The organism is Frigidibacter sp., assembly GCF_030695035.1.
In the GTDB taxonomy this organism is placed as follows: domain Bacteria; phylum Pseudomonadota; class Alphaproteobacteria; order Rhodobacterales; family Rhodobacteraceae; genus Frigidibacter.
Genome location: NZ_JAUYTT010000010.1, coordinates 1 through 16,656 on the forward strand (window position 1 = coordinate 1; position 16,656 = coordinate 16,656).

Below are 16,656 nucleotides of genomic sequence, written 5' to 3' on the forward strand. Positions count from 1 at the left end.
CCTCACATGGGCATTTCGATGTCAACGGTTGGCGGTCACATGATGGTGCTCCTTGTGTTTCAGGATCCGAGGTCCGAGCCCGAATGCATGACGCGGCCCGGTCCCGGGCACGATCAACCTCACATACGGTCGCGCAGGCACCCTGTCGGGCGGTCGGCGCGGTCCAGAATTCCGCTTGCGGCGGGCTGGGCTCGGGCGGATGAGACCAATCTTGAACACGGCTCTTTTCAGACCAGGATCCGGCCCGGTTCATCCACCCGGATCCGGCGAGGCTGATCGGGCCCCGTCGAATTTCGGAAAGGAGGGTATCAGGCTCAGGCGGGTTTCATCGCGGCGCCCTCGATCACGACACCCGTGGCGACGTATTTCCAGAGTGCGACCAGCAGCTTTCGCGCCAGCGCCACGATGGCGGGTTTGCGCGAGCGGCCACCCTGATGCGCGACCCTGTCGCGGAACCACTGCGTCAACGCCGATGACGGCTGGTGCTGCAGCCAGAGCCAGGCCAGCTGGATCATCGTGGTGCGCAGCCGCGGATTGCCGGCTTTCGACACCCCTTGTTCCTGGTCGACCGCGCCGCTCTGCCACGGCGTCGGCGCCAGGCCCGCATAGGCGGCGACCTGCCGTCGGTTGTCGAAGTGACGATAGAGCCCCTCCGACCAAATGAGCGTGGCGAATTCAGGGCCGATCCCCCTGATCTCCAGCAGCCGCGCGGCCGAGGCGGGCAGCGCGTCCTCGCGGGCCTGCGCCAGTTCGGCGTCGCGCTCGGCCTCGACCGCCTTTATCTGCGCCAGCAGCAGCTCCAGCCGATCGAGTTCGCGCAGGATCTGTGCCGTCAGATGCCGCGGGAGTTCCCGACCGTCCCCGGTTCGCAGCTCTTCCAGCCGCTTGCGACGATCGCGCCGCAGCGGTTCGTATCCGCTCACGCCTTGCGCGAACAGGAGCCCCTTGATGCGGTTGACATGCGCAACTCGCTCGCCGGTCAGGGTCTTGCGTTCGCGCATGATCCGGCGCGCGTCCTCCTCTGCGGGCGACGGGGCCCGGACCATGGCACAGACCCGCGGCTCTCCTCGCTTGAAGGCCAACAGCGCCCGCACCAGCGCCTCGCCGTCGATCCTGTCGGTCTTGGCGCGCCGCCGCCTGCGCGAGGTCGCGATCGAGGCCGGATCGACGACATGGCTCTCGATGCCCTCCTTCACCAGCGCGCGGTGGATCCAGAAGCCGTCGAGGCCCGCCTCCTGAATGGTGACGATCGGGAAATCCTGTCCTGTGCGCGCCTTCGCTTTCGCAACGAGAAGCCGGAAACGGTCCATGAGACCTGCAAGATCGCCGCCCGGCACGCTGTGCTTCGACATCTTCTCGGCGCCGCCGGGCGACAGCGACGTGACGACCCAACGTGATCGGCTGAGTTCCAACGAGACAAAAATCGCGCCAAGATCGGTGCGGATCGCGGCTGGCGTGATGATCGCGGGGGAAGGCTTGTTCATGGCTGTCTCCTGTGCAGATGGGTGTATGAGCAACCCCACTCTGCCAGAGCGCAGGTCGCGGTCCACCGCCCATGGAATCTTGAACCGCAGGATAGGGCCGGCCACCAGCTGCGGGAACAGCGCGATGAAGGCCGCAAAGTCGAAGAACCGGGCGGTGGCGACGGCATCCTTGCGGTAGACGTCGATCAGGTAGCTGACCGCCTGAAACACATAGAACGACACGCCGATCGGCAGGATCAGCCGCCAGTGAATACCCATGCCGCCGGCATCGGTGCCCCACAGCAGCGCAAAGCTGTCGATGAAGAAATTCAGGTATTTGAACACGCCCAGGACGGCCAGACAGCCGGCCAGCCCGATGATCAGGTAGACCTTCGCCGCCCTTTGGGTTTTCGCAGCGCCGATGCTCCGGCCAAACGCGTAGGTCCACAGCGTTGTCAGGAACAACAGCCCCAGGAAATCGATCCGCCACCATCCATAGAAGGCATAGGAGCCGATCAGGATCGTCACCGACCGGAAGCGCAGGGGCGTCAGGTAGTAGATCGCCAGAAACAGCGGCAGAAACAGGAACAGGAATGTCTCGGAGGAAAAGACCATCAGCCTTGCACCCGGTTGGCGCAAGGCGCGGGGGAGGGGAGGGGGCGTGGCAGCGGCATATCGGTTTGCCCGTTGCGCAGCCAGTCGACCGTCAGCGGGGCGAGATCGCCTGCAAAGATGCGCGGCAGCTGGCCCTGCAGATCGTTGCCGTCCAGCGCCAGCAGTCCCGGCGTGGCGCCTCGCAAGCCCTCACGGTTACCGAGCAGCACATTGCCCGACAGGCGGGCCACAGCCTGGGCTGCCTGATCGCGGATCAGAACGCCTGCGCCCTTGTTGAACAGGATTGCGTTTTCCGAGAGCGTGACCGCGTCAGATCCGCGGATGCTGACCCCGGCACCGCCGTTTTTGGCAATCAGGTTGGCGCGGAGATGCACGCAAAATGCGTCGCTGACGCTGACCCCTGTGGAGGTCTGACCTAGGAGTATGTTCTGGCCGACAAGGATGTCTGTGCTGTCCTGGTCGATCAGCACGCCTGTGCTCGCGCCCTCGGACACGTAGTTTTCGACGATGGCGACATCTTGCGATTCAGAGGTGATGCGGATGGCTTGCGCCCCTCGCGGATCGACCAGCGTATTGCGCGCGATCACTGCCTTGCGCGACCGCGACACAAGGATCGCGGTGCCTTGCGAGTGGGAAAGATGATTGTCTGCTACCACTGGGCCTTCGGTCCCCAGAAGCGACAGGGTGCCGACATCGATCAGTGTGCTGCCGGAAATCCGCGAGGGGAACAGCGGCAACTTGAGGCCGCTGTTCACGACAGAGAGGCCGCCGAACACGGCCGTATCGCCGAAACCCAAGTGCTGCAGGGTGGCCTCGCGCAGGGTCAACCGGCCCACTCCGGCGGTCAGGATGAAGGGGCGAAATTCGGGGGCTGCCCCGTTGGCTGGTTCGGTGCCGGAAACCCGGCCACCTTGCAGATCAAGCCAGCCGAAATTGGTCAGAAAGCTGCCGGCCGGGCGATCCATGACGAGCAGTTCGGTGGCGCCCAACTGCAGGCCTGCATCGGACCAGATCGCCAAGGGGCGTGTCAGAACCACACCATCGTCGGTTTCGGTCACGTACTCCGCCGCCGGTGTCCCACGCGACAAGGCGACGAACTGCGGGAGCGTCGTGAAGCCGCCACGCAGAAGGATGATCTTGTGGTCGCGCTCGCCTTGCGCCCGGATCAGCGTCTGATGATCACGCGCGCCGGTCTGGACGGCAATCTGCGTCAGGATCAGGCGCAGATCGACCAGTTCGACAACGGCCCCCGGCTTTGCCGCAAAGTCGGGAATCGGGGCCGGCGCAGGCAGATCGTGGCGGACGGGCGGCAGGCCCAGATCCGCCGCGATGCGGGCCGCCTGCTGTCGCGGGGCAAGCGCATCGCTTAACCCTTCAACGGTGGCTTTCATCCGATAGGTTGCGGCGAAGTCTCGTGGCTCGGCGGCGAGCGATGTCGCCGCCACAACCCAGCCGATCAGCAGAAACGCTCCGATGCGCAGATCAGCCATGTGCCACCGCGTGCGTTTCTGGCGGCATGATCGTCAGGCCACCGGGGACAGCCACGGTCGCACCGGTTTCATCTGACGTTGTTGACAGCAGGATCGCCCGAAGGTCGAAATCAGCCGTGTTGATCAGGCTGATCTGGACATGCCTGTCGATGGTCAGCATGCTGCCAAGACCAAGGGCCTGGTTGTGCCGCTTTTCATTTTCCTGATAGGCGCCTTGTCCGGACACGACCGCCAGGAAGCTTGTGCCCCCGCCATGCCCGTTGATCTGCATCGTCGCTCCGGGCAGCAGGGTCAGAATCTCGAGCTTGTAATCCTTGCTGGAGTCGAGCGCTTCGATTCCGCCCCAGGCGTGATTGTGAAACGGGTGGGTGACTACCTCGCGCCGCCCACCGGATTTCAGCTTTTCGACGACCAGTTTGACCTGCTGGGCATGTTTGCGGTCAGTGACCAGAAGGGCGTCCTTGGTATCGACAACGATCAGGTCATCCATCCCGATCACGACCACAAGGCGGCCATCGCTTCGGATCAGCGAGTTCGTCGTGTCCAGCGTCATCACGTCGCCGTTCAGGACGTTGCCAGCGTCGCATTTGGTGTTGACGTCATAGACCGACGCCCAAGCCCCGACGTCATCCCATTTCACATCGATCGGGGCCAGCGATATGGCGGCGCTGTTTTCGAAGACCGCCCGCTCGGTCGGCTCGTCCCGCGCATCACGAAAGGCGGTTTCTTCCAGATTCATGCCTTTGGGCGAGCGATCAGAGGCATGCACCGCCTCGGAAACCGTTGCAAAGGTCCGTGGATCAAGCCGTTGGAACTCCGCACAGATCAGGTCGCCGCGGAACATGCTGATGCCCGATGCCCAATAGGCGTCCCCGCTGTCGATCAGGTGCTGCGCAATCTCGACCGAGGGTTTTTCGATGAACCGGGCGACGTCGTGCAGGCCGTCATAGGCGGCGACCTTGCCACCATCCATGATGTAGCCATAGCCCGCCTCGGCATAGGCGGGGGTGATGCCGAAGGTAATGATCCGGCCATCGGTGGCGGCCGGTTGCATCCGGCCGACGGTCAGGTTGATGTCACCGACGATGATATGATCCGAGGGCAGAACCAGCAGGATCGCTTCCGGGTCTTCGGGCAGGATGGCCAGGGCGGCGGCAAGCACTGCGGGGCCGGTGTTGCGGCCCACCGGCTCGCCGATGACAAAGCCTTCGATGTCGATCTCGGCCAGTTGCTGGCGCACCAGCGCGGATTGGGCAATGTTGGTGACGATGATCGGATCGTTGAACAGCGCGCCGCGGTGGCGCAGCACCGTGGTCTGGAAATAGGTCAGGCTTCCCTTGCCGTTGACCGGCTGGAATTGCTTGGGCTGATCCATGCGCGACATCGGCCAAAGGCGAGAGCCCATGCCGCCGCACAAGATGAGGGGATGAATGGCCGCCATGATCAGGCCCCCCGCACGAAAGCGCCGACGCGGCCGGCGAGTGCTTCATAGAAGCTGCCAAAAGGCCCGGCTTTGCGCAGGATCCGGATCTCGACCGGCTGGCCGATGCGCGCGGCGTCAAGCGGCGTGGCGGGCAGCAATGTCACCGCCTCGCTCCCTTGGGGGAACGCACCGTTCACGGGCCGTGCCTCGGCCGTGGTCCCGTCCGGGAAGGTCAGGTTGACATGGTCCGCCCGGACCAGATCGAACAGGATATCTTGCGGGATTGCTGCCGAGATGACGGTCTGGTCCGCGTCGGACTTCAGCTGCGCAACAGGTTCGCCCAGCAAGACGGTTGATCCTTCGCGGATACCAGTCGCTGTGACGACGCAATCGCAGGGCATGAGCAGGCTTTGCACATCACCCGAGGCCGCCTGGATCGCCATTGCGACCTCGCCCTTGCCGGCCTCGAGGTTCAGAAACACGATCTGGCCGGTTGCGGTGGCCCGCATGACCTCGCCGGTCGTCACGACTTGCCCCAATGTCGGCACCAGGGTGACGAACAGTCGCTGATAGGCCATCGTTCCCGAGACACCGAGCAGCGCAACCGTCAGCAACCCGACACCGATTCCGCCGGCCAGGCGGCGCGGCGACAGGCGGCTTTCGACGGATGTCTGCGCCTTTGGCCCCTTCGGTGCCGCGGCGCCCGCAACCGCAAGCGTTTGCCCCAGATCGACGAGATCCCCTGCGATGAAGGCATTCAGGATATGGCGCAACTGCGGTAGATGCGATCCGGTCGGGTGGATGAAGCTGAGTTCAGCCACGCCCGACCCGTCACCACTGTCGCGCACATCGGCTTCGACCACCAATGTCACGGAAAATCCGTCGAACTGGAACACCAGCCGGACGATGCGCGCGGCATTGATCGCCTGCGGGTCCATCAGCCCCGTGACATAGGCTGCCACGAGCGACAGACCCCGCCCCCGGAAAAGCCGCCCGTCAATCACGGCGGTGAACGGGATTTCGACCACAGGATGATCGTTGCGTGCAGGCAAGGTGGCGGGCTCGTGAGCCGCATTCAGACGTACAGCCGGTTCCATGGGATTTCCTTTTTTGGCGAAATTCAGAGCAGGCCCGAGATGAACAGCACACCGAGTGTGAGCCAGCCGAGCGAAAGGACGTGGACATAGGAAGACAGCGCATCGCTGAGCCGCGCGGTGCGGGGGCGAGCGGGGGCCGAGATCGACTGGCGCGTCCAGCGTTGCCGGTCGAGGCGGAACATGACGAAGGTCTTGACCGCTGCCCCGGTGATCTGCCCGAAGTAGAGCAAGATCGGGTAGCTGATCGGGAAGCCGCCGCCCCGGAACAGCGACAGGGCCATGCAGAACCCGTAGCGGGTGGCCATGATCCAGGCGAGATAGACCGGCAAGATGCCCGGGCTGACCAGGATCGCTGTCAGCAGCACACCCAGCGGGCCTGCCAGGGTTGTCCAGACCGAAACCCGCTGGTCGAGCAGCGACCACCAGGTGAAGACGCCGATCCGCGAGGCCGGCAGCGCCAAGGCGCGCCCGTTGGTTCGCATCATGTTGCCGAACCAGCGAACCATCAACGTGACGGCGGACTCGATGAAGCCCGGCAGCGGCTGGCGTTCCATCGAGACGGTCTGCACATCCGGGAGATAAAGCATCCGGTAGCCGTTCTTCAGCAGCCAGAACCAGGTCGACTTGTCGTCACCCGTCAGAAAATCCACCCGGCCCAGGCGCCAGTGGTCCATGTAGTCGCTCTGCACCTGCCGGATGAAGCCGGGATCGGTGGCAAGGTCTGCGCGGAACACCGACATGCGCCCCGTCAGGGTCAGCACGCGGCCGCTGAGACCCATCGACGACATCATCATCTGCCGCTGCGTGAAGCGCAGCGCAAACCAGTCGCGGAACACCGGAGCATCGGTGATTTCGACGCTTTCGTCTGTGGTCAAGGCGCCCACCGCCGGGTCGCAGAAGAACGGCGCTGACCGCGCGACGATATCGGCCGGCACGCAGCTGTCACCATCCACTAGGATCACGATGTCCCGCCAGGACGGCGCTTGCCGGGTGATGATACGCAGCGCCTTGGCCAGCGCGTCGCGCTTGCCGGTTGCGGGGATCTGGTCAACCAGGAGGCGAACGCGGGACATGTCGGTTCGCATCAGCGAGAAAACTGATCTCACCAAACGAAGATCCGCGCCGTCCACGACCGAGGCAACAACGGTCGCGCCACCGGCTGATGAGGCGGCGGCCTCGAAGACCGAGCGATAGACCCGGCTCGTCACCTCGGGGTCGATCTTGTAGCTTGTCACAAGGAAATAGGCGTGGGCCGGCCGCGCCCGTTCTCCATAGGCCGCCTCTGCCTTGCGACGAAGGCGCGGATAGGCAAGGCCTTGATACCACAGGGCGCGGCTGAAATTGATCGCCGCCCAGCTATACCGCCAGAGCCCGATCACCCCCAGAACGAGGATGGCGCCCTCGGCCCCCGCCAGCGCGGTCGCAGGTATGGCTGCCAGCAGGGTTACCAGAACCAGCAGATAAAGGATGTGACCGAGGATCTGCATCCTACCAGCAGATGCCCTGATAGGCGCCGTTCGACACGACACCGGCCTGAAGTCGCGTCAGGTCAACCATCGGCTGGCTGGCCATCGCCTTTTGCAACGGGCTGACCGCCTCGGGATAGGTGTTGCCGATCAGCAGGATGTCCGACGCGCCGATCAACGCCTCGATGGTCGGAACCATGCGGTCGCGCAGATCGGGAACGACGTCATTGCCCCGGCCGGCGGTCGTGTCATGGGCGTGGGCCGTGCTGACATTCGGGTCATAGACCTGCACATCATGCCCTTGCGCAATCAGGCGCGAGGCGAGTTCTGCTAGGGGGCTTTCGCGCAGATCGTCTGTCCCAGGCTTGAAGCTGATCCCCACCAGTCCGACAACGCTCTTGCCGCTACCGGTGACCATCCGTTCGGCGCGGCCGATCTGGGCCTCATTGGCCTGCAGGACCGCCGCCATCAGCGGCGCCTCGACATCGCGCGCCTTGGCGAGTTGCTGCAGTGCGCGCACATCCTTGGGCAGGCATGACCCGCCGAAGGCAAAGCCGGGCCGCATGAAATGGGACGAAATGTTCACCTTGTCGTCCGAACACAGAAGCTTCATCACCAATTGCCCGTCCAGCCCGCAGGCCTTGGCGATGTTGCCGATCTCGTTGGCAAAGGTGACCTTCACGGCGCGCCAGGTGTTCGAGGTGTATTTCACCATCTCGGCGGTGCGCAGATCGACCTCGTGGGTCACGCAGGGCATGTTCTTGTTCAGCAGGTTGAGGATCGCGAAGGTCGGCTTGTCCAGCGCGCCAAAGACGATCAACCCGGGGTTGTCATAGTCTGCGATCGCGGTGCTTTCGCGCAGGAATTCCGGATAATATCCGACACCGAAATCGACACCGGCCTTCAGACCCGAGGCCGCCTCGAGTGCGGGAATGCAGACGCTCTCCATTGTCCCCGGTACGATGGTCGACCGGATGATGACCGAATGGAAAGCTGACTTCTTGGCAATTGCACGGCCAATGATTTCGCAAGCGCCCTTCACGTAGGAAAGCCCGACAGACCCGTCGGCATTGCTGGGCGTTCCCACGCAGACGAAGCTGGCATCTGTATTAAGGATAGCAGCTTCGGCGTCCAGCGTTGCAATCAGATGTCCGGTTTCCACCGCATCTGAAATAAGGTCGTCAAGGCCATTTTCCACAATGGGTGACCGGCCGGAATTGATCACGTCAACCCTGTTCTGATCAATATCCACCGCCATGACAGCGTGTCCGTCGCGCGCCAGACATGCCGCCGAAACGACGCCGACATAACCGATTCCAAAGACCGATATATTGGCCATTCATCATTACTCCCGTAAGGAAAGAGCAAGCGGCTTGATTCGGCCGGCTCCTTGTTCTGCACTGCAGCTATAACCTTGAGTGTGTCTGCAGCATTGTCAGAAAAACGGGAGTTCTTGTCAGGAAAACATGAACACATTCAGCCTAAAGGCGAGCTGCCACCTCTCAGTTCATCCATCCCGATTGAATGGCATAGCGGACGATATCGGAGCGGGACCGGAGATTGAGCTTTTGATTCGCGCGGTTCTTGTAGGTATCTACAGTCTTGGTGCTGATCTGCAGCAGATTTGCAATTTCTTTCATCGAACTGCCGAGAGCGACATGCCGCAGGACTTCAGCTTCGCGGTCCGACAGGTCAGTGGCATCGTCCCGGTGGTCGGTCACCGAAACGATCTGGAGCTCCTTTTCGGAAAAGCTGTCATGCAGATAGACCCCGCCGCAGATCACTGCGATGATTATTCTGGCAAGATCATGACTTGGCAGGGTTTTCGGTATCAGACCGCGGAAGCCCGCCAAGATGAGGGACCGCGCCTGTATAGAGGTGATACCGTGACAGTAGCCAATCAGCATGGTCGTCGCAGCAAGTCCCGCAAACGCCTCGGCCGGACTTTCGCTTGGGTAGAGCGTTGGCCAAGGATCGACGATCAGGATGTCGGGTGCAATCCTGGCCAGCGCCCCAGGATCCGTTTCGGTGAGTGATATGATTGTAAAGTCACTGAGAAATGCATCGTGCTGCAGAATTATCCGCATTCCGTCGGCGAGGACGGGATTCAGATCCGATATGACGATTCTTCTAGGGTGTCGTGACATTGCTACCGCCTAAGGGCTGAACTTGCTACGTTTTAAGGGCGCAATTTCTGCGCCCTGGACTTTTGACTACTGTTGGCTAGGCACAGCTACTTAGATTGATTTTCGTCCCAACGAGGGCGATCAGCAATCTCGCAACGTCAAGAACTGTTGGCTATGGGATAAGTTCCGGGTTTTGGGTCACATTAACGTTTGTCTACGAAAGGCTTCGTGCGATGTTTGGTCGCGAACGCAACCATGGCCCTGACCGTGGTGGGTTCATACCGTCGTGGTGCCATGTCCCCTTCGGCGCGTCGCCAGTGACGGCTGTCATCCTCGGGAGTAGCGGCAGCGGAATTGACGTCAGGCAGCCCCGATCTCCGCTCGAATGGCGTCGTTTCGGCAAGCGCATTCATTATCTCTGACGTGAGATTTGAAAAGCTACGTTGCGTTATGATGTTATCTATCTCTGGGTGCCTCCGATAGGATCGGATTCTACTCAGACAAGCGGAGAAGGGCGATCGCCCGCACAGATTCGACGTCGCCGTCGGGTGTTCAACGAGGGTGCAGCGCCTAGCAATATAAGTGTTTGCCCCGCGGAAATGCTGATACAGGTTGTTTGCGCGGTACTCGAATTGTGATGAGCCATCCGACAGGCGGGGCTGGCGCTGGCTTGCATGAGCTGTCGGCTGTTAGCCATTTTAGGAGTAGGCGATGTCGGCAAAGCGTGGCGTGGCCCCCATTGATCACTTGCCGGTCATCGCCATCGGGGCATCGGCGGGCGGGCTGGAAGCGTGCAGCGCGCTCTTGAAGGTGCTCCCCGGCGACATCCCGGCGGCGTTTGTGCTGATCCTGCATCTGGATCCCTCGCATGACAGCATGATGGTCGACCTCCTTGCCCGCGACACGTCACTGAGTGTTGTTCTGGCTGCGGATGGCATGGTGCTGCGGCCCGCGCATTTCTACATCATCCCGCCGGGGGTCTTTCTGACCGTCAAGGGCGGCATCATCCATGCGGCCGCGCCGCACGTCGGCAAGGCAGTGCGACTGCCGTTCGACGTGCTCTTGCAGTCGCTGGCAAAGAATCCGCCTTCTCCGCTCGCCTGCATCATCCTGTCCGGTACAGGGGCTGATGGCAGCGGCGGGCTGGGGGCCATCCACCGGGCAGGCGGGGTCATCCTTGCGCAGGATCCTCAAGAAGCGGGCTATCCGGGCATGCCGGAAAGCGCGATTGGTACCGGGTTCGTCGATCAAGTCCTGAAGGTCAGCGACATGCCGGAAGTTCTTGCCAAACTGGCGGCGGAACCAAGTGCGGCCCCCCCGCGCGCCAAGGGTAGCGGCGTCACCGAGGCAGTCGAAGACGCGGCCGGGAACGGCCCGCAACCGATAGTCGCGCTGGCAGAGCCAAACGACAAGCTGGATGCCATCATCGCCCTTGTGGCGAAAACCGCACCACAGGATGTTTCGCTGTACAAGACCGGCACCATTCACCGCCGCATCGCTCGCCGGATGGCACTCGCGGGCTGCGGCCTGACAGAAGCGGAACGCTATCTGGCGGTTCTGATTGCGGACCCAGCGGAACTGGCACAGCTCTCGGCAGATCTGCTGATCCACATCACCAGCTTTTTCAGGGATCCTGCCGTCTTCCTCTATCTTGCGGAAACTGCGCTGCCGGGCTTGATCGCAACACTGCCCCCTGACAGACCCTTGCGGATTTGGGTCGCCGGCTGCAGCACGGGCGAGGAGGCCTACAGCCTGGCGATGCTCTGTCTCGAGGCGGTCGAAGCTGCCGGGTTCCCGGCTGGACTTCAGGTCTTTGCATCGGACATAGACGCGGATGCAGTCGCCTTGGCGCGGGAGGGGTTCTATCCGGCTGCAATCGAGAACGCAGTTTCCGCAGCGCGCCTGGCACGGTTCTTCAGGGCCGAGAACGGCGGTTGGCGGGTTCGGTCGGAACTGCGCGATGTGATTGTCTTTACAGTGGCCGACCTGCTGTCCGACCCGCCGTTTTCGCGGATGGATCTGGTGTCCTGCCGGAATCTTCTGATCTATCTGGAACCCGCGGCCCAAAGCCAGGTCATCGGGCTCTTCAGCTTCGCGTTGCAGCAGGGAGGCCTGCTGCTTCTTGGGGCGGCAGAAACGCCTGGGCCCGCGAACAGCCGGTTCGAAGCTCTCGACAAGAACCTGCGGCTTTGGCGCTGTATCGGGCCAGACCGCTCTGGAAGTCTTCAGGTCAAATCGGGCGCACGGATCGGCAAGCCTGCCAATACGCCTTTGCAGGCCAGCCGCCGGACAGACCTGGAAGACCTGTGCCGGCGGATCGTTCTGGACAACTATGCGCCGGCTGCCGTGCTGTTGAACCGTCGGCTGGACTGTCTGTATCTTCTTGGCCCGACGGAGCGGTTTCTGAGCGTGACGCGGGGCCACCCCGACCCTGGAATTCTTGGCATGTTGCCCAAGACCCTGCGCGCTCGGTTCCGGGTCGCGGCCGCGGAATGCGATGCGGCCAACCCCTTCGTCATCGTCCCTGGCCACCCGGCGGATGATGGCCGGTTCAACATCGAACTGCGGTCCGTATCCTCCGGCGCGGAACAGCTCTTGCTGGCCTGTTTCGTGCCAGTGGCGCGGGCCCTGTTGCCCGAGCGGTCTGCCGATCCGGAAACCGATGATGATGCCTCGCGGATCGCCAAACTTGAAGCCACCCTTGATGAGACACGCAAGGACCTGCGCGATGCCTTGCACGATCTGGAACTGGAGGTAGAGGCGCACGCGGCCGATACCGCCGAAGCCCTTTCGGTCAACGAGGAGTTCCAGTCCACCAACGAAGAGCTTCTGGCCTCGAAAGAAGAGCTTCAGGCGCTGAACGAGGAATTGACCGCCCTCAACGCTCAGTTGCAGGAAACACTGGAGCGGCACCGCACGACAGCCAACGATTTGCAGAACGTGCTCTACAGCACCGATGTGGCGACGCTGTTCCTGGATGCCGACCTGAACATCCGGTTCTTCACTCCGCGGGCCCGCACGGTGTTTCGCGTGATTGCAACCGATATCGGCCGCCCGCTCGCCGATCTGGCAGCCTTGTCCACGGACGAAAATCTGGCTGCCGACGCTGCAGCCGTGCTGCACTCGTCAGAACCGGTGGAGCGCGAGATTTCCGGGGCCAAGGATGTCTGGTTCCTGCGCCGGATCCAGCCTTACCGTACCGATGACGGGCATGTCGAAGGCGTGGTCATCACGTTTATCGACATCACGGAACGCAAGCGCACCCATGCAGCCCTTGTCGCCGCCAAGCGTCAGGCCGACCGCGCGACCACCGCCAAATCCCGGTTTCTGGCCGCCGCCAGCCATGATCTTCGTCAACCCCTGCAGTCGCTGGCCCTGCTGCATGGCCTGATGGCGCGCGGGCGGCACACAGTCGAGGCTGCGCGGCTTGCGGCTTTGCTGGACCGTACCTTGGAGTCAATGACCGACATGCTGGATTCCCTGCTCGACGTGAACCGCATCGAATCCGGCATCGTGCGCCCGCAGGTGGTGTCCATTGCCATCGCACCGCTGCTGCAGAGGCTCGCCGACGAGTTCGCGCCGCTCTGCGCGATGAAAGGGCTGAGGCTTCGGCTGGTCCCCAGCAGCGCCTGGGTGGCGACCGATCCGCAGCTGCTGGAGCAGATCCTGCGAAATCTGCTCTCCAACGCGCTGAAATACACGGTCAAGGGCGGTATCTTGATCGGGTGCCGCAGGCAGCGCGATCATGTGACGGTTCAGATCTGTGACACGGGTATCGGCGTGCCGGAGCAAGATCGCGGTGCGATCTTCGACGCCTATCATCAGGGCGAAGCCTCGGCGCATCTTCCAAGGCAGGGCCTCGGGCTGGGCCTGTCGATCGTCCAGCAGCTGGCGAAGCTGCTGCACCATCCGCTTGGCCTGAAATCGACAGTGGGGAAAGGCTCGGCGTTCATGATCACGCTGCCCGTCGTCGCGGAAGGGCTGCCTGCTCCCGAAGGGACTGCGCCTATGAGGGGGCCCGGCGTCCGGCAGACCGGAACCATCTTGCTGGTCGAGGACCATGACGATCTGCGCGGCTTGCTGGTTGAACTGCTGGAGGGCGAGGGGCACAGCGTCATCGCCAAGGCCACGGCCCACGATGCCCTGGCATGGGCGGCAAAAGCTGCAGAGCCGCCGGACCTTCTGCTGACGGATGCCGATCTTCTTGGCGCTGCGTCCGGGGTGTCCCTGGCGCTGGATCTCCCGGGCGTGCTGAACCGGAGTGTGCCGACCATCATCTTGACGGGGGACATCACGACCGCGACGCTGCAATGCATCTCTGCAACCTCGTTCAACCAGATCTCCAAGCCGGTTGCCCCAGAGGTCTTGCTGGAGCGCATTTCGGGTCTGCTGCAGGAGTCCCGCGCAGCCAAGCTGTCAGGACTGCCCGGACCTGCGGCCGCGGATCACAGGGTACTGCACGTTGTGGATGACGATCCGATGATCCGTGCCACCACGCGGCATCTGTTCGAAGCTGAAGGCTGGACCGTCGTCACGCATCCCTCTGCCGAGGCGTTCCTTGCAGCGCCGCGCCCGCCGCCCGGGGCTTGCCTTGTGGTCGATGGCGTGCTGCCCGGCATGAACGGGCTGGCCCTGCTGGAGGTGTTGCGGGCCGAGCGTTCGACCTTGCCCGCCGTGGTGCTGACCGGGCATGGCGATATTGCGATGGCAGTCAGTGCGATGAAGGCAGGTGCGGCGGACCTGATCGAGAAACCGGCGAGGGCCGCGGATCTTATGGCCAGTGTCCTGCGCGCCGTCGAAGGCTCAACCGACCAGCGTTTGCGCGCTGCCTCAAGACGGGCTGCTCAGGTCTCGCTGGCAGACCTTACCCCGCGAGAACATGATGTCTTGGTCAGGGTTCTCGGCGGTACCCCGAACAAGGTCATCGCTGCGGATCTTGGGATCAACCAGCGCACGGTCGAAAACCACCGGGCGGCGGTCATGCGCAAGACAGGGGCCGCATCCTTGCCGGAACTGGTCCGGCTCGCCATTGCCGCCGGGTGGCGGATGGATTAGCGGCTTCCGCTCAACCGCTTGAATTATTACCGGAGAACTGAAAAGGCCGGGATATGATCGACGCTATTGACCGCAACGCGCGGGAACCCTTCGAGCTTGTGCGCGGCGTCCAAATCGCGGACATCGTGACCGGCGGCAACGGCGACGGCACCATCAGGGCCGACCTTCCGATACCGTCACCGGCGGGGCCAGCGCGGTGACGCTGCTTGGTGTGACGCCCGCCCAGACCGACGCGGATCAGATCGTGCTGACAGCGGACTGGATCAGTCGACCCCTCGCGTGTGATCAGTTTGGTCAAAGAAAGAAACGACTGAGTTTCGTCCGGATATCGCAGTTATCCCTCGAGCTAGCGGAAGATAATTTTGTACTTTGCTTGCCGGAAACGGTGTTCAAATCAACATCCCGCAACAAAATCATCATGTAAAAACAATTCCATGCACGTCCGCTGAGTCAAGACTGCAGAGCCCCTGCGGGGGCTTCCGCGTTTCAGGGTGCCCACCTGTTTGCTCGACGGAAAAGACCTGCTCAGTTGATCTGGAACAGGGCGCGGGTCATTGGCCTATGCGCAGATGCGCACAAGCGGCCGTGCCAACTCCTGATGGGTCCGGCGCATTTCCGGTTCCCACCTTGAGTTACAGGCCCCTCCATGATCATCACCGCCTTGTCCGCGCTTGCCGAACCGACCCGACTGGGCGCCATGCGCCTTCTTTCGGGCGGGGAAGAGCGCTGCGTCTGTGATCTGATGCGCAGCCTTGATGTCAGCCAGAGCCGGATGTCCCGGCACATGGCGGTGCTGAAACAGGCCGGGCTGGTGGTCGACCGGCGGGACGCGCAATGGGTGCGCTACCGGATCCGGCCCGACCTGCCGCCTCATCTGCGGGCACTGCTGGCTGCGGCCCTGGTCGAAGAGGTGATGGCGTGACCATTTTCACATGGATGAACGACCAGCTTTTACGGATGCAGTGGCTGTCCGATCTGGTGGCGGCGGGGGTGCAGGCGGTGGGGCTTGACCCGGCGTCGCGCATCGGGGGATCGGTTCAGTTCTTCGTCTATGACGTGATCAAGATCTTCATCCTGCTGTCGGTGCTGATCTTCGTCATCTCCTACGTGCAAAGCTACTTCCCGCCAGAGCGTACCCGGCGCATCCTGGGCGGCAGGTCGGGTCTCGGCGCGAATATCCTTGGGGCGCTGCTGGGAACGATCACACCGTTCTGCTCGTGCTCTTCCATTCCGCTGTTCATCGGGTTCACCGCGGCGGGGCTGCCGCTTGGGGTGACGTTCTCGTTCCTGATCTCTTCACCGCTGGTCGACATGGCCTCGGTGATCCTGCTGGCCTCGATCTTTTCCTGGCCGATTGCCCTAGCTTATGTGGCCGTCGGTCTTCTGGTGGCGATCATCGGCGGCACCATCATCGGCAAGCTGGGGATGGAAGACCAGGTCGCAGGCTTCGTGCGCAACGTACCGGTCACGGACGCGGAGGAGAGCCTGACGCGCGGCGAGCGGATGGCCTTCGCCCGCGATCAGGTGCTGGATATCGTGCACAAGGTCTGGCCCTATGTGCTGATCGGCGTGGGCATCGGGGCTGCGATCCACAACTGGGTGCCGGCGGAGATCATCGGCGCGCTGCTGGGGCAGGACAAATGGTGGGCGGTGCCGGTGGCAACGCTGGTGGGCATCCCGATGTATGCCGATATCTTCGGAACCTTGCCGATTGCCGAGGCGCTGGTGGGCAAGGGCGTCGGCCTGGGCACCGTGCTGGCCTTCATGATGGCGGTGACCGCACTGTCGCTGCCCTCGCTGATCATGCTCAAACGCGTGGTCAAGCTACCGCTGCTGGCCACCTTCACCGGCGTGGTGACGGTCGGCATCCTGACCATCGGCTTCACCTTCAACGCGATCACCCATTGGTTCATTTGAAAGG

At 62.8% G+C, this 16,656-nt stretch carries 11 protein-coding genes; 4 read left to right on the top strand and 7 right to left on the bottom strand.

Going from position 1 to position 16,656, the window contains the following annotated elements; genetic code table 11:
• Positions 1-314: 314 nt before the first annotated feature.
• The 7 genes from Q8S30_RS09185 to Q8S30_RS09215 form a co-directional block, all read right to left on the bottom strand.
• The gene (locus Q8S30_RS09185) at positions 315-1,484 is read right to left on the bottom strand and encodes an IS110 family transposase (RefSeq protein WP_066813816.1); all 1,170 of its coding nucleotides are present in this window, start codon (positions 1,482-1,484) and stop codon (positions 315-317) included.
• A gap of 593 nt (positions 1,485-2,077) precedes the next feature.
• On the bottom strand, positions 2,078-3,568 hold the full coding sequence (locus Q8S30_RS09190) for a right-handed parallel beta-helix repeat-containing protein (RefSeq protein ID WP_305665726.1): 1,491 nt from the start codon (positions 3,566-3,568) through the stop codon (positions 2,078-2,080).
• The gene (locus Q8S30_RS09195; protein ID WP_305665727.1) at positions 3,561-5,009 is read right to left on the bottom strand and encodes a sugar phosphate nucleotidyltransferase; all 1,449 of its coding nucleotides are present in this window, start codon (positions 5,007-5,009) and stop codon (positions 3,561-3,563) included. Before Q8S30_RS09195 ends, Q8S30_RS09190 begins: the two co-directional genes overlap by 8 nt.
• Before the next feature lie 2 nt (positions 5,010-5,011).
• Complete coding sequence (locus tag Q8S30_RS09200; protein ID WP_305665728.1) at positions 5,012-6,088, bottom strand: hypothetical protein; 1,077 nt, start codon at positions 6,086-6,088, stop codon at positions 5,012-5,014.
• 23 nt (positions 6,089-6,111) lie between these two features.
• Positions 6,112-7,575: a glycosyltransferase gene (locus Q8S30_RS09205; protein WP_305665729.1), complete on the bottom strand. Its 1,464-nt coding sequence runs from the start codon at positions 7,573-7,575 to the stop codon at positions 6,112-6,114.
• Position 7,576: 1 nt separating this feature from the next.
• Entirely contained in the window at positions 7,577-8,893 is a 1,317-nt protein-coding gene (locus Q8S30_RS09210; protein ID WP_305665730.1) for a nucleotide sugar dehydrogenase, read from the bottom strand.
• Positions 8,894-9,056: 163 nt separating this feature from the next.
• Positions 9,057-9,641: a response regulator transcription factor gene (locus Q8S30_RS09215; RefSeq protein WP_305665731.1), complete on the bottom strand. Its 585-nt coding sequence runs from the start codon at positions 9,639-9,641 to the stop codon at positions 9,057-9,059.
• 750 nt (positions 9,642-10,391) lie between these two features.
• On the opposite strand from Q8S30_RS09215, the gene Q8S30_RS09220 reads away from it, so the two are divergent.
• The 4 genes from Q8S30_RS09220 to Q8S30_RS09235 all read left to right on the top strand — a co-directional run bounded on the left by Q8S30_RS09220 (position 10,392) and on the right by Q8S30_RS09235 (position 16,652).
• Positions 10,392-14,735 carry a chemotaxis protein CheB gene (locus Q8S30_RS09220; RefSeq protein WP_305665732.1) on the top strand — a complete coding sequence of 1,448 codons (4,344 nt, stop codon included), beginning with the start codon at positions 10,392-10,394 and terminating at the stop codon, positions 14,733-14,735.
• A gap of 53 nt (positions 14,736-14,788) precedes the next feature.
• A complete protein-coding gene (locus tag Q8S30_RS09225) occupies positions 14,789-14,935 on the top strand; it encodes a hypothetical protein (protein WP_305665733.1) in 147 nt (48 codons plus the stop codon).
• Between the two features lie 446 nt (positions 14,936-15,381).
• Complete coding sequence (locus Q8S30_RS09230; RefSeq protein ID WP_305665734.1) at positions 15,382-15,657, top strand: metalloregulator ArsR/SmtB family transcription factor; 276 nt, start codon at positions 15,382-15,384, stop codon at positions 15,655-15,657.
• Positions 15,654-16,652, top strand: a complete 999-nt coding sequence (locus Q8S30_RS09235) for a permease (RefSeq protein WP_305665735.1) — start codon at positions 15,654-15,656, stop codon at positions 16,650-16,652. The genes Q8S30_RS09230 and Q8S30_RS09235 overlap by 4 nt, the downstream gene beginning before the upstream one ends.
• Positions 16,653-16,656 lie beyond the last annotated feature (4 nt).